This is a genomic window from Pseudomonas sp. D1HM (genome assembly GCF_019266105.1).
Lineage (GTDB): Bacteria > Pseudomonadota > Gammaproteobacteria > Pseudomonadales > Pseudomonadaceae > Aquipseudomonas > Aquipseudomonas taetrolens.
Genome location: NZ_LRMN01000003.1, coordinates 202,883 through 222,987, shown reverse-complemented (window position 1 = coordinate 222,987; position 20,105 = coordinate 202,883). Strand labels below are relative to the sequence as shown.

At 61.2% G+C, this 20,105-nt stretch carries 19 protein-coding genes; 3 read left to right on the top strand and 16 right to left on the bottom strand.

Features of this window, described 5'->3' with window-relative positions; all coding sequences use genetic code 11:
- Positions 1-15 precede the first annotated feature (15 nt).
- The 6 genes from AWM69_RS04135 to AWM69_RS04110 all read right to left on the bottom strand — a co-directional run bounded on the left by AWM69_RS04135 (position 16) and on the right by AWM69_RS04110 (position 6,923).
- Positions 16-1,800 carry an IlvD/Edd family dehydratase gene (locus tag AWM69_RS04135; RefSeq protein ID WP_218725836.1) on the bottom strand — a complete coding sequence of 595 codons (1,785 nt, stop codon included), beginning with the start codon at positions 1,798-1,800 and terminating at the stop codon, positions 16-18.
- 16 nt (positions 1,801-1,816) lie between these two features.
- Positions 1,817-2,701 (bottom strand): NAD(P)-dependent oxidoreductase, encoded by an 885-nt coding sequence (locus tag AWM69_RS04130; protein WP_218725835.1) that lies wholly within the window; start codon positions 2,699-2,701, stop codon positions 1,817-1,819.
- On the bottom strand, positions 2,698-4,068 hold the full coding sequence (locus AWM69_RS04125) for an MFS transporter (protein WP_131652754.1): 1,371 nt from the start codon (positions 4,066-4,068) through the stop codon (positions 2,698-2,700). Before AWM69_RS04125 ends, AWM69_RS04130 begins: the two co-directional genes overlap by 4 nt.
- Before the next feature lie 97 nt (positions 4,069-4,165).
- Positions 4,166-5,137, bottom strand: coding sequence for a D-erythronate dehydrogenase (gene denD, locus AWM69_RS04120; protein WP_131652755.1), 972 nt, complete (start codon positions 5,135-5,137; stop codon positions 4,166-4,168).
- A 56-nt stretch (positions 5,138-5,193) separates the two neighbouring features.
- Positions 5,194-6,042 (bottom strand): ureidoglycolate lyase, encoded by an 849-nt coding sequence (locus AWM69_RS04115; RefSeq protein WP_218725834.1) that lies wholly within the window; start codon positions 6,040-6,042, stop codon positions 5,194-5,196.
- Positions 6,043-6,182: 140 nt separating this feature from the next.
- Entirely contained in the window at positions 6,183-6,923 is a 741-nt protein-coding gene (locus tag AWM69_RS04110; protein WP_218725833.1) for an SDR family oxidoreductase, read from the bottom strand.
- Positions 6,924-7,029: 106 nt separating this feature from the next.
- On the opposite strand from AWM69_RS04110, the gene AWM69_RS04105 reads away from it, so the two are divergent.
- Together AWM69_RS04105 and AWM69_RS04100 are read left to right on the top strand one after the other, a co-directional pair.
- Positions 7,030-7,986 carry a LysR substrate-binding domain-containing protein gene (locus AWM69_RS04105; RefSeq protein WP_218725832.1) on the top strand — a complete coding sequence of 319 codons (957 nt, stop codon included), beginning with the start codon at positions 7,030-7,032 and terminating at the stop codon, positions 7,984-7,986.
- Between the two features lie 116 nt (positions 7,987-8,102).
- Complete coding sequence (locus tag AWM69_RS04100; protein ID WP_131652759.1) at positions 8,103-9,383, top strand: MFS transporter; 1,281 nt, start codon at positions 8,103-8,105, stop codon at positions 9,381-9,383.
- Between the two features lie 77 nt (positions 9,384-9,460).
- Here AWM69_RS04100 and AWM69_RS04095 read toward each other — a convergent pair whose 3' ends face one another.
- The 8 genes from AWM69_RS04095 to AWM69_RS04060 all read right to left on the bottom strand — a co-directional run bounded on the left by AWM69_RS04095 (position 9,461) and on the right by AWM69_RS04060 (position 17,141).
- Positions 9,461-10,780, bottom strand: coding sequence for an MFS transporter (locus AWM69_RS04095; protein WP_131652760.1), 1,320 nt, complete (start codon positions 10,778-10,780; stop codon positions 9,461-9,463).
- A 37-nt stretch (positions 10,781-10,817) separates the two neighbouring features.
- Complete coding sequence (locus AWM69_RS04090; RefSeq protein WP_218725831.1) at positions 10,818-12,044, bottom strand: sugar MFS transporter; 1,227 nt, start codon at positions 12,042-12,044, stop codon at positions 10,818-10,820.
- A 167-nt stretch (positions 12,045-12,211) separates the two neighbouring features.
- Positions 12,212-12,559 (bottom strand): L-rhamnose mutarotase, encoded by a 348-nt coding sequence (locus tag AWM69_RS04085; protein WP_218725830.1) that lies wholly within the window; start codon positions 12,557-12,559, stop codon positions 12,212-12,214.
- Positions 12,556-13,332, bottom strand: a complete 777-nt coding sequence (locus tag AWM69_RS04080) for an SDR family oxidoreductase (RefSeq protein WP_131652763.1) — start codon at positions 13,330-13,332, stop codon at positions 12,556-12,558. Before AWM69_RS04080 ends, AWM69_RS04085 begins: the two co-directional genes overlap by 4 nt.
- The gene (locus AWM69_RS04075; protein WP_218725829.1) at positions 13,329-14,174 is read right to left on the bottom strand and encodes an amidohydrolase; all 846 of its coding nucleotides are present in this window, start codon (positions 14,172-14,174) and stop codon (positions 13,329-13,331) included. The genes AWM69_RS04080 and AWM69_RS04075 overlap by 4 nt, the downstream gene beginning before the upstream one ends.
- Before the next feature lie 33 nt (positions 14,175-14,207).
- Positions 14,208-15,485 carry an L-fuconate dehydratase gene (locus tag AWM69_RS04070; protein ID WP_218725828.1) on the bottom strand — a complete coding sequence of 426 codons (1,278 nt, stop codon included), beginning with the start codon at positions 15,483-15,485 and terminating at the stop codon, positions 14,208-14,210.
- A 14-nt stretch (positions 15,486-15,499) separates the two neighbouring features.
- Entirely contained in the window at positions 15,500-16,348 is an 849-nt protein-coding gene (locus AWM69_RS04065; RefSeq protein ID WP_131652765.1) for a fumarylacetoacetate hydrolase family protein, read from the bottom strand.
- A gap of 52 nt (positions 16,349-16,400) precedes the next feature.
- Positions 16,401-17,141, bottom strand: a complete 741-nt coding sequence (locus AWM69_RS04060) for an SDR family oxidoreductase (protein ID WP_131652766.1) — start codon at positions 17,139-17,141, stop codon at positions 16,401-16,403.
- A 237-nt stretch (positions 17,142-17,378) separates the two neighbouring features.
- Here AWM69_RS04060 and AWM69_RS04055 point away from each other — a divergent pair, with 237 nt between their 5' ends.
- On the top strand, positions 17,379-18,140 hold the full coding sequence (locus AWM69_RS04055) for a FadR/GntR family transcriptional regulator (protein ID WP_131652767.1): 762 nt from the start codon (positions 17,379-17,381) through the stop codon (positions 18,138-18,140).
- 43 nt (positions 18,141-18,183) lie between these two features.
- On the opposite strand, the gene AWM69_RS04050 is transcribed toward AWM69_RS04055, so the two are convergent.
- Complete coding sequence (locus tag AWM69_RS04050; RefSeq protein WP_048379177.1) at positions 18,184-18,435, bottom strand: hypothetical protein; 252 nt, start codon at positions 18,433-18,435, stop codon at positions 18,184-18,186.
- A 131-nt stretch (positions 18,436-18,566) separates the two neighbouring features.
- Positions 18,567-19,877, bottom strand: coding sequence for a histidine-type phosphatase (locus AWM69_RS04045; protein WP_131652768.1), 1,311 nt, complete (start codon positions 19,875-19,877; stop codon positions 18,567-18,569).
- Positions 19,878-20,105 lie beyond the last annotated feature (228 nt).

The window sequence follows — 20,105 nt, the reverse complement described above, 5'->3', positions numbered from 1 at the left end:
GGCTCGTCCTTGGGCTTAGTGAGAATGGCGAGGTGGGCCGTTTTCCGGGATGACGCGCCAGTACAGGGTTGCCGGTTCCAGGCAGCCGCCGGTGGACAGTTGGCCGACCAGTTGGCGGTAGAGTTCTTGCCACGGCGTTTGCGACGGGGCGAGGGGAGGCAGCGGTTCCTGACGGCGGGCGTCCAGTTCGGCCTCATCCACCAGTAGATTGACGCTGCGCGCATTCAGGTCGACGCGCAGACGATCACCGGTGCGCAGCAGCGACAGGCCTCCGCCCACGGCCGATTCCGGCGACATATTGAGGATCGACGGGCTCGCCGAGGTACCGCTCTGGCGACCATCGCCCATGCACGGCAACGAATCGATGCCGGCCTTGATCAGCGCCGACGGCGGGGTCATGTTCACCACCTCGCCGCTGCCCGGGAAGCCAACGGTGCCGCAGCCGCGAATCACCAGAATGCAGCGCTCGTCGATGTCCAGCGTCGGGTCGTTGATGCGCGCCTGGTAGTCTTCCGGCCCTTCGAACACGATGGCCCGGGCTTCAAAACTGTTGGGCTGCAACGGGTCGCTGAGGTACGTACTGCGGAAGGCTTCGCCCACCACCGACATCTTCATGATGGCGCTGTCGAAGAAGTTGCCGCTCAGGACGATAAACCCGGCGCGGTGCATCAGCGGATCTTCATAGGAGCGGATCACATCGCGGTCGCCGGTCATGGCGTCGGCCACGATCTCACCCATGTTCCGGCCACTCACCGAGCGGCAGTCACGGTGCAGGCGTCCAACCTTGTCCAGTTCATGCATCACGGCCGGTACGCCGCCAGCGCGGTGGAAGCCTTCGCCCAGGTACTCGCCGGCCGGCATGCAGTTGACCAGCAACGGCACGTCTTCGCCGACGCGCTGCCAGTCTTCCAGTGACAGGTCGATGCCGCTGTGGCGGGCAATCGCTATCAGGTGCGGTGGGCAGTTGGTGGAAGCGCCCAGCGCCGAGGCGACGGCAATGGCGTTTTCAAAGGCGGCGTGGGTCATGATCTGCGACGGGCGCACGTCTTCGCGCACCAGGTCGACGATACGCATGCCGGTGGCATAGGCCATCTGCCCGCGCTCGCGGTAAGGTGCCGGGATGCTGGCGCAGCCGGGCAGCGACATGCCCAGTGCTTCGGCCAGAGCGTTCATGGACAGCGCCGTGCCCATGGTGTTGCAGTGACCAATTGAAGGCGATGAAGCGGTGGTCAGGGTCATGAACCCTTCGTAGTCGATCTCGCCGGCGCTGAGCAAATTGCGCGCATGCCACAGCACGGTGCCGGAGCCGATGCGCTGGCCTTTGTGCCAGCCGTCGAGCATCGGCCCGCCGGAGAGCACGATGGAAGGCAAGTCGGTGGTCGCTGCGGCCATCAGGCAAGCCGGGGTGGTTTTATCGCAGCCGGTGGTCAGCACCACACCATCCAGCGGATAGCCGTGCAGCACTTCCACCAGGCCCAGATAGGCGAGGTTGCGGTCCAGGGCCGCCGTCGGGCGGCGCGATTGTTCGGCGATCGGGTGCACCGGAAATTCCATCGGGATGCCACCCGCGTCACGGATGCCGTCCTTGACCCGCTTGGCCAGCTCGATGTGATGGCGGTTGCAGGGCGTCAGGTCACTGCCGGTCTGGGCAATGCCGATGATCGGGCGACCCGATTGCAGCTCGGCGCGGGTCAGGCCCTGGTTCATGTAGCGTTCCACGTACAGCGCGGTGAGGTCGGCGTGGCTGGGGTCATCAAACCATTGCTGGCTGCGCAGGCGGCGTGGGGTTGAATCGGTCATGACAGGCTCCATCAAATTATTCGGGCAATGGGTTGTTGCGGCGCAGCTGGCGGATCAGCCCGGCATGGTCGAGTTCGCCGTCGCCAGCCTCGACCATGGCCTGGAACAGTCCGTCGACCAGGCTGCCTACCGGTAGATTCAGGCCCAGTTTTTGCGCCTGGGCGAGGGCGGTCCGGGTGTCCTTGAGTTGCCATTTGGCCGGACCGCCGGGTGTGAAGTCGTTGTTGATCATGCGTTGGCCATGCTGGCGCCAGATCGGTGAGTCGACGAACCCGCCCAGCAGCGCTTCATGCACTTTGGCCGGGTCGGCACCGCCGCGTTCGGCCAGCAGCAGGCCCTCGGCGACCGTGGCGATGGTGCTGGCAACGATCAACTGGTTGACCAGCTTGGACAGCTCGCCGGTACCGGCCGGGCCGACATGCACCGGCCGGCCCATGGCGGCGAGTACCTCGCGACCGAGGTGGAAGGCGGGTGTTTCGCCGCCGACCATGATCGCCAGGCTGCCCTCGCGGGCCCCACGCTCACCCCCGGACACCGGGGCGTCGAGGTAATGCAGACCGCGTTCGGCACAACGCCGGGCGTGCTCGACGGCGCTGTCGACCGGAATCGAACTCATCACGATCACCAGCGCCCCCGGGGCCAGAACCAGCGCCGCGCCCCCTTCGCCAAACAGCACCTGGTCACAGGTCGGGCCATCGCTGAGCATGCAGATCAACACCTGCGCGCCGTTTGCCGCTTGGGTCGGGGTCTGATAAATCTCGGCGCCGTGGCCGGCCAGTGCATCGGCCTTGGCGATCGAGCGGTTCCAGGCCCGCACCGGATAGCCGGCTTGCAGCAGGTTGCGGGCCATGGGCTGGCCCATGATCCCGGTGCCGATAAAGGCTACGGTTGGCAAACTCATGCTTTACCTCCTGCGGCCGGGGCCAGTTCTGCGCCAATCTGCGACACCTTGTTGCGCGGCATCATCACCATGCCCAGACCACCAAGGCCGACCAGCGCAGCAATCACCAGGAAGCCCGGGGTGTAGCTGCCGGTCACGGTGAACAGATAGCCAGTCAGGTAAGGGCCGATGAAGCCGCTGAGGTTACCGATGGAGTTGATCAGGCCAATGCCCACGGCAGCGCCCACGCCGGTCAGCACTTGCCCCGGTACGGCCCAGAACACGTTGATCGCGCTGTAGACGCCCATCGCCAGCAGGATGAAGCCGATGACGATGATCCACGGCTGGTTGAGCCACAGCGCTACGGCAATGGACAGCGCCGCAAGCATGGCGGCACCGCCCGCGTGCCAGTGGCGTTCTTGCAGACGGTCGGAGCGCCGGCTCCACCAGATCATGGCGACGGCGGCGACGGCGTAGGGGATGGCGGTGATCAGGCCGTTCTGCATCAGGCCGATCTCCAGGCCGAAGGTGCCGCGGAACGATGCCAGCACTGTTGGCATAAAGAAGTTCATCGCGTTGGAGCCCGAGGTGATGCCGAAATACACCAGCGCCAGCATCCATACCTGACGGTTGCACAGGGCCTTGCGGATCATCTGGCCCTTGGTCGGTTGAACGCCCACCACCAGCGGTTTGTTGCGCTCTTCCTGGGCCAGGGTGTTGATCAGCCAGGTGCGCTGTTTTTCGGTCAGCCAGTGAGCATCAGCCGGGTGGTCAGTGAGGTAGAAGAAACACACCACACCAAGGATCACCGCCGGTACGGCTTCGACGATGTACATCAGGCGCCAGCCGACGAAGCCCCAGGCATCGCCCATTTCCATCAGACCCACCGACAGCGGGGCGCCGATGATTTGTGCGATGGGTACGCCCAGGTAGAAGGAGGCGATCATGCGGGCGCGGTAACGGCTCGGGAACCACAGCGACAGCAGATAGATCACGCCCGGGAAGAACCCGGCTTCGGCAATGCCCAGCAGCACCCGCAGGGAGATGAAGTGCACCGGCGTCTGCAAAAAGCCCATGGCGCCGGCGATGATGCCCCAGGTCACCATGATCCGCGCGATCCAGACCCGGGCGCCGTAGCGGTGCAGCAAAATGTTGCTCGGCACTTCGAACATAAAGTAACCGAGGAAGAAAATACCCGCGCCCAGGCCATAAATGGTCTGGCTGATGCCGATATCCTCGTTCATGCGCAGCGCGGCGAAACCAACGTTGTTGCGGTCCAGAAAGGCAACGACAAACAGCAGGACCAGAAAGGGGATCATGCGTTTGGTTACGCGTTTGATCGTCTGTTGTTCGATGTCCGAGACATCGGGGAGCGATGGGGTGGTCATGTCGCACGGCCTCGATTTTTTATTGTTGTGAGTAACGCGAACGGGGTTTGCTTTCTGCAGGAGCGAGCTTGCTCACTCCTGCAGGTGGGTACTGCTGTCAGACAGCGGTGTCCTCGATGTGGGCCTGGACGATGGCGTCGAAATCAGGATCGGCGGTAAAGCCCAGGGCGCGGGCACGCGGCGCCTCAACCCGGCTTGGCCAGCTTTCGACAATGCGCTGGATGGTGGCGTCCGGCTCCCAGCGGATCAGCTTGGTCACATCGTCGCCGGCCACGCGTTGCAGGGCCGAGACCATGTCGGCGACCGTGGTGGTCACGCCCGGCAGGGGAATGATCCGTTGATTGCCCAGGGTCTGCGGGGACAGGGTCATGCCGAGCAGCATGGATTCAATGATGCGTCGTGGCGACGTCAGGTACACCTGCGTATCCGGACGCACCGGGCAGACGGCAGGCAGGCCTACCAGCGGTTCGCGAATGATCGAGCTGAAGAAAGTCGAGGCGGCCTTGTTCGGTTTACCCGGGCGCACGGCCACGGTTGGCAGGCGCAGCACGCGGCCATCGACAAAGCCCTTGCGCGCATAGTCGGCCACCAGCAGCTCGCCGACGGCTTTTTGCATGCCGTAGGACGATTGCGGGGTGAGGACGGTGTCGTCATTGACCACTTCCGGCAACGTGCCGCCAAACACGGCGAAGCCGCTGGCGTAAACCAGGCGGGTGGCGTTGCCCTGTTTGCGCAGGGTTTCCAGCAGCAGCATCAGGCCGTGCAGGTTGACCTGCATGCCCAGGTCGAAATCGGCCTCGGCTGCCGAACTGACCACCGCTGCCAGGTGCCACACCAGATCCACGCCATCGGTGACCCGGGCAATCACTGCCGGGTCGGCGACATCACCGGTGACCAGCTCGATGCGCGGGTCATTGGGCACGTCTTCACCGGCAAAGGCGTCGAACAGCACGATGCGTTCGATGGTGCGCGGTGCCTGGCCTTCGAGGCTCAGGCTGTTGAGGTCGAGCAGGCGCTGAGCCAGTTGTTTGCCGATAAAGCCGGTGCCGCCAGTGATGAGAATTCGCATGTGTTGCTCCTGTTTCTTATCGTTCTTATGTCGGTGGAGAGTGTTCGGCGGGTGAATCAGTCAGCCTGAACCGTGCGCTGGGATTGCTCTCCGAGGCCGGCGATGCCCAGGCGCATTTGCTGGCCGGCACGCAGGAACACCGGCTCAGGCTGGATGCCCAGGCCTACACCCGGTGGTGTGCCGGTGGAAATGATGTCGCCTGGCTGCAGGGACATGCAGCGGCTCAAATAGGCAATCAGCGCCGGAATCTGGAACACCATGGTGCGCGTGTTGCCGTTCTGGTAGCGGTGGCCGTCGACCTCCAGCCACAGGTCGAGCTGGTGCGGGTCGGTGATTTCATCACGGGTCACCAGCCACGGGCCGATCGGGCCGAAGGTGTCAAAACCCTTGCCCTTGTCCCAGGTGCCACCGCGTTCCAGCTGCCATTCACGTTCAGATACATCGTTGATCACGCAATAACCGGCCACGTGCTCCATGGCGTTACTTTCGTCGATGTAGCGACCGCCCTTGCCAATCACCACGCCGAGTTCGACTTCCCAGTCGGTCTTGGTCGACCCGCGAGGGATTTCGACATCATCGTTCGGTCCGCAAATGGCGCTGGTCCACTTGTTGAACAGCACCGGCTCGCTGGGCACGGCCATGCCCGACTCGGCTGCGTGGTCGGCATAGTTAAGGCCGATGCAGATGAACTTGCCCACCTGTCCGACGCAGGGGCCAATACGTGGCGAGCCCGGGACCAGGGGCAAGGTTGAAGGGTCGATGTTGCTAAGTGCCTGGAGGCTGGCCGGGTCCAGCGCCTTGCCGGCGACATCGGCGATATGCGCCGACACATCGCGAATGTTGCCCTGGGCGTCCAGCAGCCCGGGTTTTTCCTGACCTTTTTCGCCGTAGCGCAGCAGTTTCATAAAAGCTCCTTTATCCAAAACGTAGAAATCAATGCTCTTTGTGGGAGAGCGCTTGCTCGCGATTGCATCACCGCGGTGCTTCAGACAAACCGCGTCGTCTGCATCGCGAACAAGCTCGCTCCTACGGGATGCGTCTGCGTTTAATTACTCATCCCGCCATCGATGACATGCACGCCACCGGTGGTATAGCCGCTGGCATCGCTGGCCAGGTAGAGCGCGAGCCGGGCGATTTCTTCGGCGGTGCCGATGCGGCCCATGGGCTGGCGGTCGACAAATGCCTGGTACACCTCAGCCTCCGAGCGCCCTTGTTCGCGGGCCTGCTCGGCGATGCGCTGGCGCAGGGAAGGGGAGTCCACCGTGCCCGGGCAAATGGCATTGCAACGAATGCCCTGGCGCACGTAGTCGCTGGCGACCGACTTGGTCAGGCCGATGACGGCGGCCTTGCTGGCGGTGTAGGCGAAACGGTTGGGCACGCCTTTGACACTGGAGGCCACCGAGGCCATGTTGACGATACTGCCGCCGCCGGCGGCCAGCATGCCGGGCAGGCATGCGCGGATCATGCGGTACATGGCGGTGACATTGAGATCAAAGGAGAACTGCCAGGCCTGTTCGTCGCATTCGAGCAACGCACCGCTGTGCACGTAACCGGCACAATTGAACAGAACGTCCAGCGTGCCGACCTGCTGGCAGGTCGCAGCGATGGCTGTCGGGCTGGTCACGTCCAGTGGCAAGGCCTGGATGCCGGGGATGTCTTGCAGGGCTTCAATGTTCAGATCAGTGGCGATGACCTCGGCGCCCGCGTCACGAAAGGCCAGCACCGATGCCAGACCAATACCCTGTGCCGCAGCGGTGATCAGAACGCGTTTGTTGGCGAGGTTCATGGGGGATGTCCATTGTTATTATTTAGCGCAACGGCACCACCCTAATGTTGCTTTCCGATAATCGCCAATGAGATATTCTCAAGCCTTAATAACCGGAGGTTATCGGATGGCGGACGTAGGTTTTAATCAACTGTGCAACTGGCTGCGCTTTCGTCATCTGGTGTTGATCGACACCCTCGCACGCACGCAAAACATGCACGCCACAGCCCAGGAGATGAGCATCAGCCAGCCGGCGGTGAGCAAGATGCTGCGCGAGATCGAGCATCAACTGGGCTTCGATGTGTTCCAGCGTTTGCCGCGCAGCATGTCGCTCACCGACCTCGGTCGGCACGTGGCCCGGTTTGCCCAGATCGCCCTGAACGACACGCAGCAGTTCGTTGGCCAGATCAACCACTTGCGCCAGGGCGGGCATGGCCTGCTCAAGGTAGGCACTATTTATGCGGCCACGGCGGTGGCGGTGCCGGCGGCGATTGTCGACGTCAAACACAGCTGGCCATTGCTGACCCTGGAAATACTCGAAGGCACCAGCGCCAACTTGCTGAGCATGCTTGAGCACAAGGAACTGGACGTGGTGGTTGCCCGGTTTACGCTCGACCGGCACCGTGAACTGTTCGATTTCCAGCCGTTGGCGCCGGAGCCGCTGTGCCTGGTCACTGGCAGCCAGCATCCGTTGGCCGGTGCCAGCGAGGTGCCACTGGCCGAACTCGGCAGTTGGCCGTGGGTGGTCTATCCCACCGGCACCCCGATGCGTGCACGGCTGGAGCGGGCATTTGTCGAGGCGGGCATGCAGACGCCGGAGAACACCGTAGAAACGGTCTCTCTGCAAACCACCATGCAATTGCTGCAGACGGCCCCCGTGGTATCGATGCTGGCTGAGTCGATGGTGGAGCCGGAAATTCAGGCCGGTCGCCTGGCCCGCCTGGCGCTGCCGTTTCCTCTGGTGCTGGCGGATTACGGCATTATCACCCGCCGCAACGAACCGCCACGGTGGTCTGCACAGGCCTTTATCGACGCCTTGCTCAGCGGCCCCGACGCGCTGCGTGGTGCTCGTCAGAGCGCTTGATAACTCGTGGTTATCGTCTGATGGGAACTTGTGATTAGGCAGCCATTGAGCGGCCCTCTAGAGTGAGCCTCGCCCCACCTGACAGGTAGAGGCGCAATCGCTCACTAGAGGCGCTTATGAAAACAATAAAAAGCTACAAGACGCTGACGATTTTTTTCCTGTTCCTGATTGGCGTGGTCAACTACCTGGACCGCAGCGCACTGTCCATCGCTAACACCACCATCCAAAAAGACCTGGCCATCAGCCCGATGCAAATGGGCGTGATGCTCTCGGCCTTTTCAATTGCCTACGCATTTTCGCAACTCCCTCTGGGCGCCTTGATCGACAAACTGGGCAGCAAACTGGCGCTGGGCGGATCGCTGGTGGTCTGGTCAGTGGCGCAGGCGGCCTTTGGCCTGTTCAGCAGCTACGGTCATCTGGTCGGCCTGCGGGTGTTGCTGGGGATTGGCGAAGCGCCGGTGTTTCCCTCGGCGGCCAAGGCGTTATCAGAGTGGTTTGATACTCAGGAACGTGGCACGGCCACCGGCTGGGTCTGGTCCTCGACCTGCATCGGCCCGTGCCTGGCACCGCCTTTGCTGACCCTGTTCATGGTGCATCTGGGCTGGCGCGGCATGTTCATCCTCACCGGTGTCATGGGCTTGCTGCTGGCGGTGTGCTGGTTCAAATTCTACAAAAGCAAGGCGCAGTACATGGCTGAGACCGGCCGTGCCGAACCGGTGCCGGCGCAGCAAGCGGCAGCACCGAAAGTTCGCTGGACCTCGCTGTTCAAGGATCGCAATACCTGGGGCGCGTTCCTCGGGTTCATGGGCGTGATCTACATGATCTGGCTCAATCTCACCTGGTTGCCCGGCTACTTCGAGCGCGAGCACGGGCTGGATCTGTACCGCACCGCCTGGGTGGTGTCGCTGGCCTACCTGTTTGGCGCGCTGGGCACCATCGTCGCCGGCAAGTGCTGCGACCGGTTGGTCGCACGCGGCATGAAAGTACTGGCGAGCCGCAAACTGATGGTGATTCTGGGCCTGCTGGGCGGGGCACTGTTCACCCTGATCGTGGCCTTCACCACCAACGTCGTGGCCTGCGTCGTGTTGCTGTGCCTGACCATGTTCTTTATCAACATCTCCAGTGCCACGGCATGGATGATCGTCAACACCATCGTGCCCTCGGAGCGGGTGGCGTCATTCGGCTCAATCCAGAACTTCGGCGGCTACCTGGCAGGCTCCATCGCCCCGATCCTCACTGGTTTCAGCGTGCAGCAGAGCGGCTCGTTCTCCACCGCATTCGTGATCAGTGCAGTGGTCGCCGTCTGCTCGGCGTTCGCTTACTTCGCGTTGCTCAAAGAGCCGAAGACGGGGCTTGCGTCAGCGTCGACACTGGAAGGCGAGGCCGCAACGGCCTGAGTCAGAGCCCTAAAAAAACCGGTTCAATGAACCGGTTTTTTTAGGCGGTGGTGATGCATCGCAGCCTGTGTCAGAGACTAGGAAGACGCTTTGACGCTCAAGCCTGCTTCAACCCGCTTGCCCGGCTCACGCCCGGCCCTGGCTGAGCGAACCAGCATCAAGGCCCCCAGCAACGCTGTCCCGGCCAGGAAGTACATGCCTGCATGGGCGTTATTGAAGTAGCCCTCGGCCCAGGTCTTGACCGTAGGTGCGAGGAAGCCCCCCAGGTTGCCCAGCGCACCGATCACGGCAATCCCGCTGGCCGCCGCCGCTCCCCCCAAAAAGCGCGTAGGCAAGGTCCAGAACAACGGTTGCACAGTGATAAACCCGGCGGCCGCGATGCAGAACGCCAGAATCACCAGCGGCAAGCTGCCGCTCAAGGTCGAGCCGACCATGCCCACAGCAGCCAGTGCCAGCATGATGGCGGCGAAGCGGGTTTGCTGGCCTTTGCGGTCGGCGTAGCGGGTGACTGCATACAGCATGATCACGGTGGCAATCCACGGGATCGATGTCAGCAAGCCGACCTTCAAGCCAATGCCGGTGCCCAGCAGTTCGGCGATCCGGGTCGGCAGGTAGAACAGCACGCCATACACGCTGACCTGAATGGTGAAGTAGATCAGGGTGAAGTACAGCACCACAGGGTTGATCATTGCCGTACGCCACGAAGACGGTCCCTTGTTGGCTTTTTGCAGGTGCTCTTTTTCAAGCTCGTGCTCGATCGCGGCCTTTTCTTCGTTGTTCAGCCACTTGGCATCGCGGGGTTTGTCGGTCAGGTAAAAGAACGCAAACACGCCGATGATCGAAGCCGCGAGGCCTTCAGTCACAAACATCCATTGCCAGCCGGTGAGGCCGAATTGGGCTGTTTCCAGCAACCAGCCCGACACGGGCCCGCCGACCATCAGCGATACGGGCACGCCGAAGTAGTAGATGCCGTAGGCCGAGCCGCGCTGGTTCTGCGGGAACCAGTAGGTCAGGTACAACACCACGCCCGGCGACAGGCCGGCTTCGGCTACTCCGAGCAGAAAGCGCAGGATGTAGAAGCTGGTTTCGTCGTGGGCAAACATCATCGCCGCCGACACCAGGCCCCAGGTGACCATGATCCGGCTTAGCCAGATGCGGGCGCCAATCTTGTGCAGCATCAGGTTGCTCGGGACTTCAAACACGGCATAACCGATGAAGAAAATCCCTGCGCCCAAGGCAAATGCCGCATTGCTGAGGCCGGTGTCCGCCTGGAAGGCGTGTTTGGCAAAACCGATATTGGAGCGGTCGATGATCGCCATGGCGAACATCAGTGCGACAAAGGGCAGGATGCGCCAGCGGATCTTGCTTAGCGCCTGTTGCAGTACGGGATTTGACATGAGGTGCTCCGATTATTTTTTTTGTGGAGTACAGCAATCAGTTTTTCTTCAGGGCGCTACGGGCATAAACCGCAACGATCACAAAACAGCCCATCGGTAACAGGTAGGCCACGGCGGTGGAGGAGTGGTCTGCCACCAGGCCCATGACGTAGGGCAACAGCGCACCGCCGACAATGGCCATGATCATGAACGAGCTGCCGCGCTTGGTGTGCGGGCCGAGGTTTTTCACGCCCATGGCAAACAAGGTGGGGAACATGATCGACATGAAGAAGAACGTCGCCACCAGCGCAACCACCGACACGCCTTCCAGGCCGAGCGCCACCAGAGCGCAGAGCCCGACGTTGATCAGGGCATAAATCAGCAGCAGGCGCTGGGCATTGATGCGGCCCATCAGCCAGGTGCTGAAGAAGCGTCCGAACATGAAGCTGAGCATTGCAATCGACAGCAGATACGCCGCTTGCTGGCTGCTCATTTGCGCCCAGTGTTCAGTCACGTAGTTGATGAAAAACGCCCCCACGCCGACCTGCGCGCCGACATAGAAAAACTGGGTAATCACCCCGGTGACGAACTCGCGGTGTTGCCACAGGGTTTTAGGGGTGTGCTGCTGGACTTCGGCTTCCTGCTCCCGCAGGTCAGGCAATGGCGTTCGTGCAATCAGAATGGCCACCAGCAACACCAGCCCGGCAATCACCAGGTAGGTCATTTGCAGCGATTGCGTGGTGTCGGTGCTGTTGGCACCACTGAAAAACAGCGCGCCGCCAATCAGCGGTCCGAAAAACTGCCCCAGCCCGTTGAACGACTGCGCCAGGTTGAGGCGTCGTTCGGCCCCGGCCGGCTCACCCAGCACCGTGGCGTAAGGGTTGGCCGCAGTTTCCAGGCAGCCCAGGCCGCAGGCGATCACGAACAGGGCGAACAGAAAGAACTGAAAACTCTGCGCGGCAGCGGCTGGCATGAACAGTAATGCGCCAGTGGCATAGAGGCACAGACCGAGCAAAATCCCCGCCTTGTAGCCGTATTTATCCATCAGGAAACCGGCGGGCAGGGCAATCAAAAAATAGGCCCCGAAATAGGCGCTTTGCAGCAAGCCGGATTGCGCTTTGGTGACATGCAGGGTTTCCTGGAAATGCTTGTTCAGCACATCCAGCAGTCCATAGGACAACCCCCAGAGAAAGAACAGGCAGGTCACTAGAATCAGGGCCCAGCGATAGGAAGTAACCTCCCGCGCAAAGGGCGCTGCTGCGACGTTCGGGTGCTTGGTTGACATGACGCCTCTCCTTTTTATTGTTGTGAGTGCTCAACCGCTCCGTCGCCGCCGCCGAAGGCTGCATCCGGCGGCAGAGCCGTCGTAAAGTCAGGATTTTCGGTGTTACAGGTAAAACGTTTTTTCAGGTTTATGCTGGCTACGCACTCGGACGCAGCCCCCGGCAGCGGCTACGGGTCCGTCTGCTGCGACAGGCTGAAAATCTGGCTCATCGGCGCCCATTTTTCATCGGGCAAGGTCCACGGTGTGGGCTGCTGGAAGTGCCACATCAGCGCTTCCCATTCCTGCACCTGCGGGTCGCTGGCGCTGATCCGGGCAAAGGCCTTGGCGTTGAAGTCGGGGGCGGTGTCCATGACCATGAACAACCGCGTGCCCAGGCGCCAGATCTGCATGTCGAGCACGCCGTGCTGGCGCAGATGGGCGCTGATCTGCGGCCAGATGTGCTGGTGCAGGCGCTCGTACTCGTCGATCAGCGCCGGGTCGTCCTTCAAGTCCAGAGCCATGCATTGGCGGTTCATGTCAGCGCCCGGTCCAGATGGGTGTAGCCGCCATCTACCACCAGCCATTGCCCGGTGGTGTGGGATGCACGTGACGACAACAGGAACAGCACGCTGTCGGCAATTTCTTCAGCCGTGGTCATGCGTTGGCCGAAAGGGATTTTTTCGACGATGCTCGCCAGTTTGGCCTTGGGGTCGGCAAAGGTGTCGATCCATCGCTCGTACAACGGGGTCATGACTTCCGCCGGGATCACGGCATTGACCCGGATTCCGTCGCCCAGCAGTGAAGTGGCCCACTCCCGCGTCAGCGACAGTTGCGCGCCTTTGGCGGCGGTGTAGCCGCTGGTGCCGCCTTGACCGGTGAGCGCGGTTTTGGAGCTGATATTGACGATGGATCCACGGGTCACCTTGAGTGCGTCCACGCACAAATGGGTCATGAGGTAGTAGTGGATCAGGTTTTTTTCCAGAGACTCCACAAAAGCTGAACGCCCGGCCTCCAGCCCGACACCATCATTTGCGCCGGCGTTATTGACCAGTCCATCGATCCGTCCGAAACGTTGCAGCACGGTGGCGACCGCGGCACGACAAGCGTCTTCGTCGCGCAACTCGACCTGCACGAACAGGCTTTGGCCACCACGCTGATCCAGCTCCCGGGCCAGTTCTTCGGACAGCGGGCTATGGCCGAAAATCACCGGGATCGCGCCTTCGTCGGCCAGTCCCAAAGAGATGGCGGCGCCAATCCCCGAGCCGCCGCCGGTCACGATAAAAACCTTGTTTTGCAGATACAGATTCATCGAGTCGTTCCTTCTATGTTGTAGACGCGGCATGCCGTCTCCCCCCAAATGGCCCCGTGTTGTGACACGCTACCGACCAGGCTGCAGGTGGCCTGGTAGTCGCTGGCCAACAGGCACACCGGCCAGTCCGATCCAAACATCAGGCGTTCAGGACCGAACAGTTCCAGCGCGGTTTCCAGGTAGGGGGTCAATTGCGCGTTGTGCCAATGCCGCCAATGGGCTTCGGTGATCAGCCCTGACAGCTTGCAACTGACATGGGGCAGGGCGGCCAGCGGTGCGAGCTGTTTGGCCCAGGCGTTCAAATCGTTGGCTTGAACATCGGGCTTGCCCAGGTGATCGAGCACCAGATGGTGCCGGTCATGCTGGTGGCACAGCGCGGTGACCGCGCCCAGATCCTTTGCCTTGACCAGCACTTCATAGACCAGCTCCTGACGTTGCAGCGTGGCGAGGCCACGCTGGAATTCGGCCTTTTGCATAAACTCGGCGGGCGAGGTCTCGTCTTGCAGTTGATGACGAAAACCCCGCAATGCCGGGGCTTGCGCCCAGCGTTCCAGTGACTGTTCAAGGTCGTTGGCACACAGGTCGACCCAACCCACCACGGCGCGAATCCACGGGTAGCGTTCAGCCAGCAGCAGCAACTGATCGGTTTCGCTTTCGCAGGCCCGGGCTTGCACCGCAATACAGCCGTCAAACCCGGCTGCATCCAGCAGCGGCCGCAGATCGTCCGGCTGGAAATCCTGGCGCAAGCAGGGCATGTCCTGGCCAATCCAGGGATAGCTGGCGGTGTCATAGCGCCAGAAATGCTGGTGAGCATCCAGCCGAAGTGAGTGTCGGGACGACATTATTGTTGTACTCCGTCCGCTGAAACGTCTGGTTTAACCCCGGTAACGGTATTGTTCGCGGGACGCGGCTTTCATCTGGATCGAAAACCCCGGTGCTTGCGGTGGCATGTACGCGGCATTGCGAATCACGCAAGGGTCCTCGAAATGCTCGTGCAGATGGTCGACAAACTCGACCACGCGGCCTTCGTGAGTACCGGCGATGCACAGGTAGTCGATCATCGACAGGTGCTGCACGTACTCGCACAAACCAACGCCACCGGCATGCGGACACACCGGCAAATTGTATTTGGCGGCCATCAGCATCACCGCGAGCACTTCGTTGACCCCGCCCAGGCGACAGGCATCGATCTGCACGACATCGATGGCTTCACGCATGATCAGTTGCTTGAACACGATGCGGTTTTGGCACATCTCGCCCGTGGCGACCTTGACCGGAGCCACACCGAGACGGATTTTGCGATGGCCTTCCACATCGTCGGGGCTGGTGGGTTCTTCGATGAACCATGGGTTGGCGAATGACAGTTCGCGCACCCAATCGATGGCGGCGTTCACCTCCCACACCTGGTTGGCGTCGATCATCAACTGGCGATCCGGGCCCAGCACTTCGCGGGCGATCCGGACGCGGCGGATGTCATCCTGCAGGTCATGGCCAACCTTCAATTTGACGTGGGAGAAGCCCGCGTCCACGGCCTCCTGGCATAACCGGCGGAGTTTTTCATCGGCATAACCCAGCCATCCGGCGGAAGTGGTGTAGCACGGGTAACCTTCGGCTTCGAGCAAAGCCAGGCGTTCGGCCTTGCCCTTCGCACGCTCGCGCAGCAAGTGCAGGGCTTCATCCGGGGTGATGCAATCGGTGATGTAGCGGAAATCAATGCAGCGCACCAGTTGCTCGGGGCTCATGTCAGCCACCAGGCGCCACACCGGTTTGCCTTCGGCCTTGGCCCACAGATCCCATGCGGCGTTGACCACGGCGCCGGTCGCCAAATGGATCGCCCCTTTGTCCGGGCCGATCCAGCGCAGTTGGCTGTCGCTGGTCACATGGCGCCAGAAGCGCCCCATGTCCTCGGCAATCCACTCCAGCTTCAACCCGACCAGCAAGCCGGCCAGTGCGTTGATCGATGCGCAGCAGATCTCGTTGCCGCGGCCGATGGTGAACGTCAGGCCATGGCCTTGCAGGCCGGGGGTATCGGTTTCGAGGATGACATAGGCCGCAGAATAATCCGGGTCCGGGTTCATCGCGTCAGAACCGTCCAGGGATTGCGAGGTGGGGAAGCGAATGTCTTCAACCCGAACAGCAGTAATGGTGGTCATGGTGGCTCTCCCTGTCAGTCGGCATCTACGGTGCGTTGCTGTTGTTCGCCCAGCCCGCTGATACCCAGGCGGATGTGCTGGCCGGCGCGCAGGTAAACCGGCTCGGGCTTGATACCCAGGCCAACGCCGGGCGGTGTGCCGGTGGAGATCACGTCACCGGGTTGCAGGCTCATGAACTGGCTGAGGTAGCTGACGATTTTCGGGATCTGGAAAATCATGGTTCGCGTGTTGCCGTTCTGGTAACGCTTGCCATCCACTTCCAGCCACAGGTCGAGCTGGTGCGGGTCGGCGATTTCATCGCGGGTCACCAGCCATGGCCCGAGCGGGCCGAAGGTGTCGCAGCCTTTGCCCTTGTCCCAGGTGCCACCCAGCTCCAGCTGGAATTCGCGTTCGGACACGTCGTTGATCACGCAATAACCGGCCACGTGCTCAAGCGCATCGCTTTCACTGATGTAGCGGCCGCCTTTGCCGATCACCACGCCCAGCTCGACTTCCCAGTCGGTTTTGCGGGAGTTTCGCGGGATTTCGATGTCGTCGTTCGGGCCGACAATCGCGCTGGTCCATTTGTTGAACACCACCGGTTCGGCAGGAATGGCGGCGCCGGTTTCAGCGGCGTGATCGGCATAGTTGAGGCCGATGCAAATGAACTTGCCGACCTGGCCGACACAGGCGCCGATACGTGGCGAACCTTCAACCAGTGGCAAGGTGGAGGGGTCGATATCTTGCAGGCGGGCAATGTTTTGCGGACTTAACGTGTCGCCTGCGATATCAGTGACCACTGCGGACAAATCACGTAGTTGGCCGTTGTTATCGAGCAGGGCGGGACGTTCCTGGCCTTTTTCACCGTAGCGCAGCAGTTTCATATGTGTTCCTTGGTCAAATAATGAGAGTGCAGAAAAACCTGTAGCTGCTGGATCAATTGCTCCAGCCGCCATCGATGATTTGTGCCGTGCCGGTGGTGAAACCGCTGGCACTCGACCCCAGGTACAGCGCCAATTGCGCGATCTCCTCGGCGGTACCGATGCGGCCCATGGGCTGGCGTGCGGCAAAGGCGGCATACACCTCATCGACATGGCGACCTTCGCGCAATGCTTGCTCGCTGATGCGTTGACGCAGAGAAGGGGAGTCCACCGTGCCGGGGCATATGGCGTTGCAGCGGATGTTCTGGCTGACAAAATCAGCGGCCACCGAGCGAGTCAGGCCGATCACCGCACCTTTGCTGGCGCAGTAGGCAAAACGGTTGGGCACGCCTTTGACGCTGGAGGCGACCGAGGCCATGTTGATGATCGAGCCGCCGCCGTTGCTCAGCATCCCCGGTAGAAACGCACGAATCATGCGGTACATGGCGGTGACGTTAAGGTCCAGGGCAAAGGACCAGTCTGTTTCGCTGCATTCGAGAATGTTGCCGCTGTGTACGACACCCGCGCAGTTGAACAGCACATCCAGCGGGCCCAGTTGTGCGGCCAGGCGCTCGATGGCGGCTGCGTCGGTAACGTCCAGCCGATGTTTGTGCGCCCCTTCAAGGGCTTCGAGTGCGCTTGCATTGATGTCGGCGGCGAAGACTTCGGCGCCTGCGGCGAGGTAGGCCTGGACAGTGGCTTGACCTATGCCTTGAGCGGCTGCGGTGATCAGCACGCGTTTGCCGGAAAGATCCATGGGTGCTCCCTGACGGTGTTCATTATTGTTATTTGGCCTAATGGTCAGGCCATTAATGGCGTAGTGAATGGCAAAACCAGGCAATGAACGGGATAAGGTTTGCTATGATCGCATTACGTTAGACGTTCAATGGTCAGGCCATTGAACCTTTTGTAGCATGCACCTCACGTCTCAACAAGCGTCTTTTTTCTCAAGAACGGCTCGTAGACCGCTGTCAACACCAGGGCTAATTCCACAATGCCATTTCAAGTTATTGATAACCAAAGACTTTACCGGCAGATCGCTGATCAGCTGCGAGCACTGATCGACAGCGGCGAGTTCCCGCCGGGCAGCCGCTTGCCCGCAGAACGCGAGTTGGCCAAGTTGCTGGGAGTGAGTCGCGCCTCGGTACGAGAAGCCATGATTGCTCTGGAGGTGATCGGTCTGGTGGATGTGCGCGTCGGTAACGGGGTCTTGGTGTGTGAACCGCCCATGAGGGCAGTTTCCGATGAGCCTGTGATGGCCCAAGCCACCCGTGATCAGTGGAAAGAGCTGGACCCGGAGCTGGGCATTGAAGTCGACTTCAGTGCCGAGATTCCGCCCTTTGCGTTACTTCAAGCCCGTCGCCTGATCGAACCTGAAGCCGCGGCATTGGCGGCGGTGAATGCCAGTGACGAAGAACTGGCAGGCATTCGCGAGGCGTTCGAGCGTAATACCCGCGACAACCGCGAAGGCTCCCACACGCATCCCGGTGATCGGCTGTTCCATATCCGCATTGCGCAGGCATCGGACAACCCGGCGTACGCCCTGATGATTCAGCACCTGTTGGGGCATCGTTACGGCAGCATGTTCCAGCGTTTGCAAAGTCACTACACCTCGGGCGATATGCCCCATCGCTCCGAAGATGAGCACCGGCGTGTGCTGCAGGCCCTTGAGCAGCACGACCCCGAAGCGGCGCGACAGGCCATGGCCCAGCATCTGGATGAAGTGATCCGGATCTTCAGCCGTAACGCTCAATAAACCCTGCGGCGCGTCAGGCCGTTCACCGGAGCGGGCGCTGGCGTCACAGCCAGGACTCGGTCACGCGGCGGTCCAGCTCTTCCCAGTCGGCCATGCCCAGCACCCGGGTGGTGTTCAGGCCGCGCAAGTAGCCTCTGAGTTGATGGGCGATGGCATGCACGTGTTCAGGCTGTGCCGGCTCATCGTGCAGCGCGTCTTCGTAGAGGCTCAGGTAGTCATTAACGCGGTCGCGATACTCAGGCAGTACGGCTTCGCGAATCAGGTCGAACGTTCTCAGTTTTTGATTGGTATTCAAGAGGCACCCTTTGTGAGATGACGGGCTGTTGTTTTGATGACAAGCCGTTTCAATGTATCTCACGTCGCTGCAGGGTATCTACTGGTGTAAACGCCTGCCGGGTGCGGGCAGGGCGTTTATGGGGCACTGGCTTACTGAAAGGTGTAAGGCGTCAGCGCTGTCGGGTCGATATTTTTATCAACGGTTGAGATCGCGTCTTTGAGGGGGCAGAGCAGGCCGAGGCGCGTCGTGCGGCAGTCCTTGCTGCTTGCGAAGTCCGTACGGTAGGGTTTTGCGGTTTCGCTCAGCGTGGTCAGGTTGCGAATCTGATCCATCGACTGGGCCTCAAAGCCGATGCGCAAAAAGTATTCACCGGTTTTGACTTCCTTGTAACGTTCAAACTGCAGCGTCCCCACGGGCGGGATGTTGTTGTCGATGTAATCCCCTTGCTTCCAGTTGAACCCGAGCATGGTACGCAGGTACGAGATGTTGGTGTCGTGGGCGACCAGCAGCATCAGCGGTACATCGGGCGGGGTGTTTTCAGTGCGCGTGCTGGCCAGCGGGGTGCCTTGCTTGAGTTCCAGCGAGATCTGGTTCATCAGCTCGGACGCGCCGCGGCTGGCGATGTAGGGGATGTCGTTAACGAAATCATATTTGGCTTTGGTCAGCACCATCAGGCTAGAGACTTCGGCTGCGCTACGGGCATGGCCGAACGCGACTTTATCCAGCGGCAGGCCCTGGCTGTATTCCAGGCGGAACACTTCGCCCATGTTGGCACCGGCGCTCAGGCCCTTGATCGAAAAACGGCCCTTGGCGTTTTCTTCCAGTGTCCAGGCTTGCTTACCGTACGGACAATCGGCGTCGGGCAGGCAGGCCACGGCCCTCAGCTTGTCTTCGTAGGGCTTATAGCGGGCCTGGGCGGCTTCGACACTGCCACCCAGTGCTTTGAGGATGCCCGCCTTGGCTTTTTCCGGATCAAGGGCGGCAAATTTCATTTCATTGGCCTGAAACAAGGCGTCCTGGGAACCCCTGACATAGGTTGGCTGGAAGCCGCAGCCCGGGAACATTCCATCCAGCAAGGCCTGTGCAGTGGCTTTGGTGCGCTGCATGGGGCTGGAGTGCGCCAGTAGCTGTCCGGCGTCCGGGCAGCCTTGGGGGATGAGACCGGCATTGCGCAGCACGTCGCCACGGTAGCGGCCCATTTCAACCGCACCGGTGTAGCCATGACCCGTGAGGTTGCCAAAAGGCACCAGCCACGTTGGCCATTGTCGTTGTGTCACGGCTGTCAGCAGTTTTTCATTGGACTCAGTCGGCGGTCGCACCCCGTGGCGGCTGACCTGGACCACTTTATCCAGCACGTAAGCCTCGTTGCTGGCGGTTTGGGCAAACGTCATCGGGGTGAACATACCGGCCAGGATCAGGCTGGCGCAAAGACGGGGCACTAGGAACACTGATCGCTTCATGGTTTTTCCTTTTGGCAACACGGCGCAGGGTTGGCCTGCCGGGTCTTCCTGGACACACGCGTCGCTGAGTCTAGACGGCAAATTGTACCGCTCGAAGATTTCAGCTGTTCGCTCAATGGACGGCAGTGGAGCCAGCGATCAAGTGAGTGTCGTATGCAGACATGTCGGGCCCGGTGAGAGGAAATAACATGCTCATGAGGGTATTGATCGACACCGGTAAATCAGGGA

Bases quoted from the DNA above. Each gene is read 5' to 3' on its own strand.
- AWM69_RS04135 (WP_218725836.1), bottom strand. From the start codon at position 1,800: ATGACCGATTCAACCCCACGCCGCCTGCGCAGCCAGCAATGGTTTGAT.
- AWM69_RS04130 (WP_218725835.1), bottom strand. From the start codon at position 2,701: ATGAGTTTGCCAACCGTAGCCTTTATCGGCACCGGGATCATGGGCCAG.
- AWM69_RS04125 (WP_131652754.1), bottom strand. From the start codon at position 4,068: ATGACCACCCCATCGCTCCCCGATGTCTCGGACATCGAACAACAGACG.
- denD (WP_131652755.1), bottom strand. From the start codon at position 5,137: ATGCGAATTCTCATCACTGGCGGCACCGGCTTTATCGGCAAACAACTG.
- AWM69_RS04115 (WP_218725834.1), bottom strand. From the start codon at position 6,042: ATGAAACTGCTGCGCTACGGCGAAAAAGGTCAGGAAAAACCCGGGCTG.
- AWM69_RS04110 (WP_218725833.1), bottom strand. From the start codon at position 6,923: ATGAACCTCGCCAACAAACGCGTTCTGATCACCGCTGCGGCACAGGGT.
- AWM69_RS04105 (WP_218725832.1), top strand. From the start codon at position 7,030: ATGGCGGACGTAGGTTTTAATCAACTGTGCAACTGGCTGCGCTTTCGT.
- AWM69_RS04100 (WP_131652759.1), top strand. From the start codon at position 8,103: ATGAAAACAATAAAAAGCTACAAGACGCTGACGATTTTTTTCCTGTTC.
- AWM69_RS04095 (WP_131652760.1), bottom strand. From the start codon at position 10,780: ATGTCAAATCCCGTACTGCAACAGGCGCTAAGCAAGATCCGCTGGCGC.
- AWM69_RS04090 (WP_218725831.1), bottom strand. From the start codon at position 12,044: ATGTCAACCAAGCACCCGAACGTCGCAGCAGCGCCCTTTGCGCGGGAG.
- AWM69_RS04085 (WP_218725830.1), bottom strand. From the start codon at position 12,559: ATGAACCGCCAATGCATGGCTCTGGACTTGAAGGACGACCCGGCGCTG.
- AWM69_RS04080 (WP_131652763.1), bottom strand. From the start codon at position 13,332: ATGAATCTGTATCTGCAAAACAAGGTTTTTATCGTGACCGGCGGCGGC.
- AWM69_RS04075 (WP_218725829.1), bottom strand. From the start codon at position 14,174: ATGTCGTCCCGACACTCACTTCGGCTGGATGCTCACCAGCATTTCTGG.
- AWM69_RS04070 (WP_218725828.1), bottom strand. From the start codon at position 15,485: ATGACCACCATTACTGCTGTTCGGGTTGAAGACATTCGCTTCCCCACC.
- AWM69_RS04065 (WP_131652765.1), bottom strand. From the start codon at position 16,348: ATGAAACTGCTGCGCTACGGTGAAAAAGGCCAGGAACGTCCCGCCCTG.
- AWM69_RS04060 (WP_131652766.1), bottom strand. From the start codon at position 17,141: ATGGATCTTTCCGGCAAACGCGTGCTGATCACCGCAGCCGCTCAAGGC.
- AWM69_RS04055 (WP_131652767.1), top strand. From the start codon at position 17,379: ATGCCATTTCAAGTTATTGATAACCAAAGACTTTACCGGCAGATCGCT.
- AWM69_RS04045 (WP_131652768.1), bottom strand. From the start codon at position 19,877: ATGAAGCGATCAGTGTTCCTAGTGCCCCGTCTTTGCGCCAGCCTGATC.